This window comes from Mesorhizobium sp. M7A.F.Ca.CA.002.15.2.1, assembly GCF_003998715.1.
Classification (GTDB): Bacteria; Pseudomonadota; Alphaproteobacteria; order Rhizobiales; family Rhizobiaceae; genus Mesorhizobium; species Mesorhizobium ciceri.
This window is the reverse complement of the sequence record NZ_RZPI01000424.1, coordinates 1-5,000: the sequence shown is the minus strand read 5'-3', so window position 1 is coordinate 5,000 and position 5,000 is coordinate 1. Positions and strand designations below refer to the sequence as shown.

The 5,000-nt window shown below is 59.4% G+C and carries 4 protein-coding genes; 2 read left to right on the top strand and 2 right to left on the bottom strand.

Translation table 11 applies throughout. From position 1 onward, the window contains the following. Together ENZ74_RS21615 and ENZ74_RS21610 are read left to right on the top strand one after the other, a co-directional pair. A partial coding sequence (locus tag ENZ74_RS21615) for a lytic transglycosylase domain-containing protein (RefSeq protein WP_164761119.1) occupies positions 1-1,059 on the top strand: 1,059 nt, incomplete at its 5' end. 109 nt (positions 1,060-1,168) lie between these two features. Then, positions 1,169-2,068 (top strand): alpha/beta hydrolase, encoded by a 900-nt coding sequence (locus ENZ74_RS21610; RefSeq protein ID WP_013532597.1) that lies wholly within the window; start codon positions 1,169-1,171, stop codon positions 2,066-2,068. A gap of 59 nt (positions 2,069-2,127) precedes the next feature. Here ENZ74_RS21610 and ENZ74_RS21605 read toward each other — a convergent pair whose 3' ends face one another. Further along, a complete protein-coding gene (locus ENZ74_RS21605) occupies positions 2,128-3,222 on the bottom strand; it encodes a site-specific integrase (RefSeq protein WP_013532598.1) in 1,095 nt (364 codons plus the stop codon). A gap of 238 nt (positions 3,223-3,460) precedes the next feature. After that, positions 3,461-4,597: a porin gene (locus ENZ74_RS21600; protein ID WP_013532599.1), complete on the bottom strand. Its 1,137-nt coding sequence runs from the start codon at positions 4,595-4,597 to the stop codon at positions 3,461-3,463. Between the last annotated feature and the right edge of the window lie 403 nt (positions 4,598-5,000).

The following is a 5,000-nucleotide window of genomic DNA, read 5'->3' as shown; positions in this document are numbered from 1 at the left end:
ACACACTCTGCCGAAAGTGCCACCAATGCGGCCGACGCCGAATTCCATGCCGGCTGGTACGCGTTGCGCTGCCTGAACGACCCCAAGCTTGCCGCAACGCATTTCGCTCGCATCGCCGACCTTGCCCAAGGGCCGATGACGCTGTCGCGCGCGTATTACTGGCTCGGCCGTGCCGCCGAAGTCGGCGGCCCGGGCAACGCCAAGGATTATTTTGCGCGCGCCGCTGCCTACGGCACGACATTCTACGGCCAGCTTGCCGCCGAACGTGTCGGCCGGCAGGCGCTCAACATCGTCTATCCCTCGCCAAGCGCAGCCGACCGGCAGAACTTTGCCGGCCGCGAGGCCGTCAGCGCCATCAAGCGGCTGCAGGAGGCGGGCTACGACCGCTATGCCGAGACGCTCTATCGCGACCTTGCCGGGCAGTTGACCAGTCCAGGCGAACTGGCGCTGCTCGCTGTCCTTGCCGAAAAGCAAGGGAACCATTTCATGGCGCTGAAAATCGGCAAGATCGCCGGGGCGCGCGGCATTGATGTCGGCGCATTGTCGCATCCGCTCGGCGTCATTCCCGATTCGGCCGACATTTCCGGCTCAGGCAAGGCGCTGGCCTATGCGATCGCCCGCCAGGAAAGCGAATTCAACATCGGCGCCGTGTCGAGCGCCGGCGCGCGCGGGCTGCTGCAGCTGATGCCGGGAACCGCAAGGCAATTGGCGAAGAAGGCCGGGCTGCAGTTTTCGCAAACACGGCTGACCACCGATGCCGGCTACAACGCGACGCTTGGTTCGGCCTTCCTCGGCGAACAGCTCGACCGCTTCAACGGCTCCTACGTGCTGACCTTCGCCGGCTACAATGCCGGCCCCAACCGGGCCAGGCAGTGGGTGGGCAGATATGGCGACCCGCGCGGCAAGGACATCGACGCGGTCGTCGACTGGATCGAGCGGATTCCCTACACGGAAACAAGAAGTTACGTTCAGCGAGTGATGGAGAATTACGAGGTCTACAAGATGCGTATTTCCGGCGAATACGACATTGTCGGGGATCTGGTGAACGGGCGGAGTTGAGCCTTTCTGTCCTTCTCCACTTGTGGGAGAAGGCAAGAGCGCCTTTTATTGACCATCCCTGCCCTCGCCTGTAGCTGTCCAGATTGATACAGCGAGGTCGCACATTCCGATGGCAAGCGAGCAGCTTTTTTCCGACTTCTTCTACAGCGCACCGGACGGGTTAAAACTCCATGCGCGCGTCTATGGCGAGGCCAATTCCGGACCCTGGCCGGTTGTCTGCCTGCCTGGCCTGACCCGCAATGCCAGGGATTTTCACGAGCTGGCGCTCTATCTGTCGACGCATGCGGCAACTCCACGAAAGGTCATCGCCTTCGACTACCGCGGGCGCGGGCAGTCAGCTTATGATCCCGACGTCAAAAATTACAATGTCGGCGTGGAGGCCGGCGACATTCTCGCCGGGCTGGCGGCGCTGAACATCGGAGAAGCGGCCTTCATCGGCACCTCGCGCGGGGGATTGATCATCCATGTGCTCGGGACGATGCGGCCATCCGTCCTGAAAGCCATTGTTTTCAACGACATCGGACCGATGATCGAGACGGCCGGACTTGCCCATATCCAGTCTTATCTCGAGCGCGACCCGGCACCGAAAACCCGCACACAGGCGGCGGCCGCCCAGCGCAGCGTGCATGGCGAAGACTTCTCCGCTCTTGCCGGCGCCGATTGGGATCGGATGGTATGGGCTCTCTACCGCGAAACGGATGGTGGGCTGGTGCCGGATTTCGATCCGAAGCTGGTGGATACCGTTGCCAGTCTCGATCTGACGCAGAAGCTGCCTGACCTATGGCCGCAATTCGAGGCGTTGGCCGCGATTCCTCTGCTCACCATACGGGGCGTTAATTCGAGATTGCTGTCCACAGACACGCTCAAGCAGATGAGAGAGCGCCATTCCATGATGGAGACGATCACCGTCGAGGGTCAGGGCCATGCGCCGTTCCTCGAGACCGGCAGCCTACCGGGCGACATAGGCGCTTTTCTCGATCAGGCCGAGCGGAAGAATATCCTGAAGTAAATCCCATGACCGAACAAGGTCACGGGATAGCTATGATAGTATAGGCAAGTTTCTTCAGCCTACTTGGCTTTTGAACTTTTCCGAGTCGCTTTCGGCGACTCCTTAGCGGCGGCGGCTGCCCCGTCCCTCTTTTTCCGCTCTGCCGTCGGCGACGAAGGCGTCGTCACGGGCGAAGAAAACATGGGGCCTTCAGCGCAATTGCCGCCCGGCTGAGTCGATCGAGGCGTTTCCAGCACGATGACACAGCCATCGAGATCGTTGGTGGCCAGATGCGCGTAGCGCATCGTCATCGACAGCGTTTGGTGGCCGAGCCACATCTGCACGCGCCTGATGTCGATGCCGCCCTGGACAAGACGCGAGGCGCAGGTATGGCGCAATATGTGCGGCACCACCTGATCGTCGGCGCCGAGGCCGACTTCGGCCTTCGCGTCGTTCCAGATGGCACGGAACTGTGCCTGGCTGAGCTTGGTGAACGGTCCTTTGGGCCGACGACCCTCGGTGGGAGGCAGCTTGATGACCTCCTTGACCCGCTCGGTCATCGGAATGGTGCGGCTGCGGCCGGATTTGGTGATCCAGAAGGAGACGCGATGCTCCTGGATATCGTTCCAGATCAGCCCAAGCGCCTCGCCGAGACGGCATCCGGTGTCGACCAGGAAAACGGAAAGCCTGTAGGCATCCTCGCTGCGGCTCTTGATGGCGGCGAACAGGCGCGCCTCTTCGTCCCTTTCGAGGAAGCGAATCCGACCCGCCCGCTCCTTCTGGCGGCGGAACTCGGGCAGGCTGTGGATATCTCCCATCTTGTGAGCCTTGCGCAGCAGTTTGCTGAGGGCAGCCATCTTTCGATTGATGGTTGCGTTGCTGTTGCCGCGCTGGCGCAGGGTGCCGATAAGGTTGTCCAGGGTACTTTGGTCAAAGGCGCTGAAACGCTCACCAAGGAGAATCTCGTCTATTTCGCCGATGAACGAGCTGACATTATACTTATGCCGCCCATCATCCCATAATATGTCCCGATATGCTGAAAAAAGATCTCCGACCCGATGCGATTTTACTTCTCTAATCTTGTTGTAGGTGTATCGAATCTTCGGACTTTGAGAAGAAAACATCGAAAAATGATCAGAGGACTCGCCCTCTTGAATCGCTTCGTTCGTCATCATTTGCCACACCCCCGAGTGGGATAGGTCAGCCCTACCCGCTTGGAAGCGTCCTTTCAAGAGATTTTAATCACGCAGTTGTGATTTCATCCGCCCATCAGCGGATCCCACGAAACCACCCCACGGATTTATTCAGCTACCGTTACCCCCATCCTTCCGTTTGCCTTGATCCAGTCACGAAACAAAAACAGCCCGGGCGTTTGCGCGCCCGGGCTGGATTTCACCTGTAAGGAACCAGCCCTTAGAACGAGCGCTGGAAGCGGAGGATACCGCCGATGTTGCTCTTCTTGTCGGCATGGGTCCAGTTGGACACGGTGTCGTTGCCGACATTAAGGTAATCGACTTCGGCCGTAACCGTGAAGCCAGGAACCACGTCGTAGGCGATGTTCGCCGCGATGCCGAGGTTCTTGCCCTCGTCATATGACACCTGAGCGTTGAACGAGGTCTTCTCGTTGAACTTGTAGGTGCCACCGCCCCACAGTGCCCAATTGCCGCTCCACTGCTTGTACATGCCGCGACCACCAGCAGGGAAATTCAAGCTTGCGTCGGTGTAGTTGTCGTCGGTGCCGTAACCGCCCATGATGAACAGCGTCAGCTCGTTCGTCGCGTTCACGTCCAAGCGAACCTTGGTGGCGACTTCTTCGTAGTTGCTGTCATACGAAACAACGCCGGTGATTGCACCCCAGCCCTGCGTCCACTTCACACCGCCGACGACATGCGGAACATAGCTGTCGATCGTGTAGGCGCCATAGCCTTCTTCGAGTGAAACCACAGCCGAGAAGCCGTTGCCAGCATCGAAGTAATACTGGATGACGTTGGTGTCGAAGCCGCCATAGGGAACCAGCGTATCCTGGATGACGTTGCCGGCGTAGCCGACGAACGTATCGAAGGCCGATTCGTCCTTACCGACGCGCAGGCCACCGAGCTGGATCCAGGCGAAGTTCAGCGAAACAGGCTCGTTGCCAGCAGCATTGATGAACGGGCTCGTATCGCGTTGGGTGTTGCTGAAATTGAAGCGGGTCTCGGTGTAGGTCTTCAAGGTGCCGAGTTCGGTTTCCTGACCGGTCCAGGTCTTCAGCGTGAAGCGGGCTCTCTTGCGCCAGGTGTCGTTGCTCTCACCGATGTCCTGATGATCTGCGCTTCTTGCACCATCGAACGAGCCGACGTCGCCGCCACCGATGTCATAACGGATATAGCCGCCGATGCGCAGGCAGGTCTCGGTGCCGGGGATGTAGAAGTAGCCAGCGCCGTAGACGTCGCAAATCTTGACGTATTCAGCGGGTTCCGGCTCGGCGACGACGACGGCGTCGGCGGCGCGCGCACCGGAAACTGCGATCAGGGCCGCAGCGGAGCCGAGGAGAAGGCTCTTAATGTTCATTTTCTGACCTCCAGTCAAAAGTTAAAAAACGGGTCTGGGTATTCTTTGCTGAAGGACAGCGTTCCCTGCCCCATCCCCACTACCGAAAAAGATGCGCACCGCGCCGCTCCTTCGAAATCGACATTACCCATGAGGCGGCGAGGTTCAACCACGATCGTACCGGTGAAAGGGCTGCCTGGCTGCTATCCCCCGGCGTTGTTGCACAAATGACACGATTTGGCCTCACTCAGAAAGCTCTCGTTAACCATCAGGCCGCCGCACTCCCTTGTTTGCCGGCGAATCCGGCGATGGGCCGACGGAATCATGGCGAATTCCCGAGTCGCTAGCCAGGAAACAACCGCAGAACCGCCACATCCATGGGGGTCGCGGTTCGGCGCCTTCTTATTTTTGCATATAATGATGC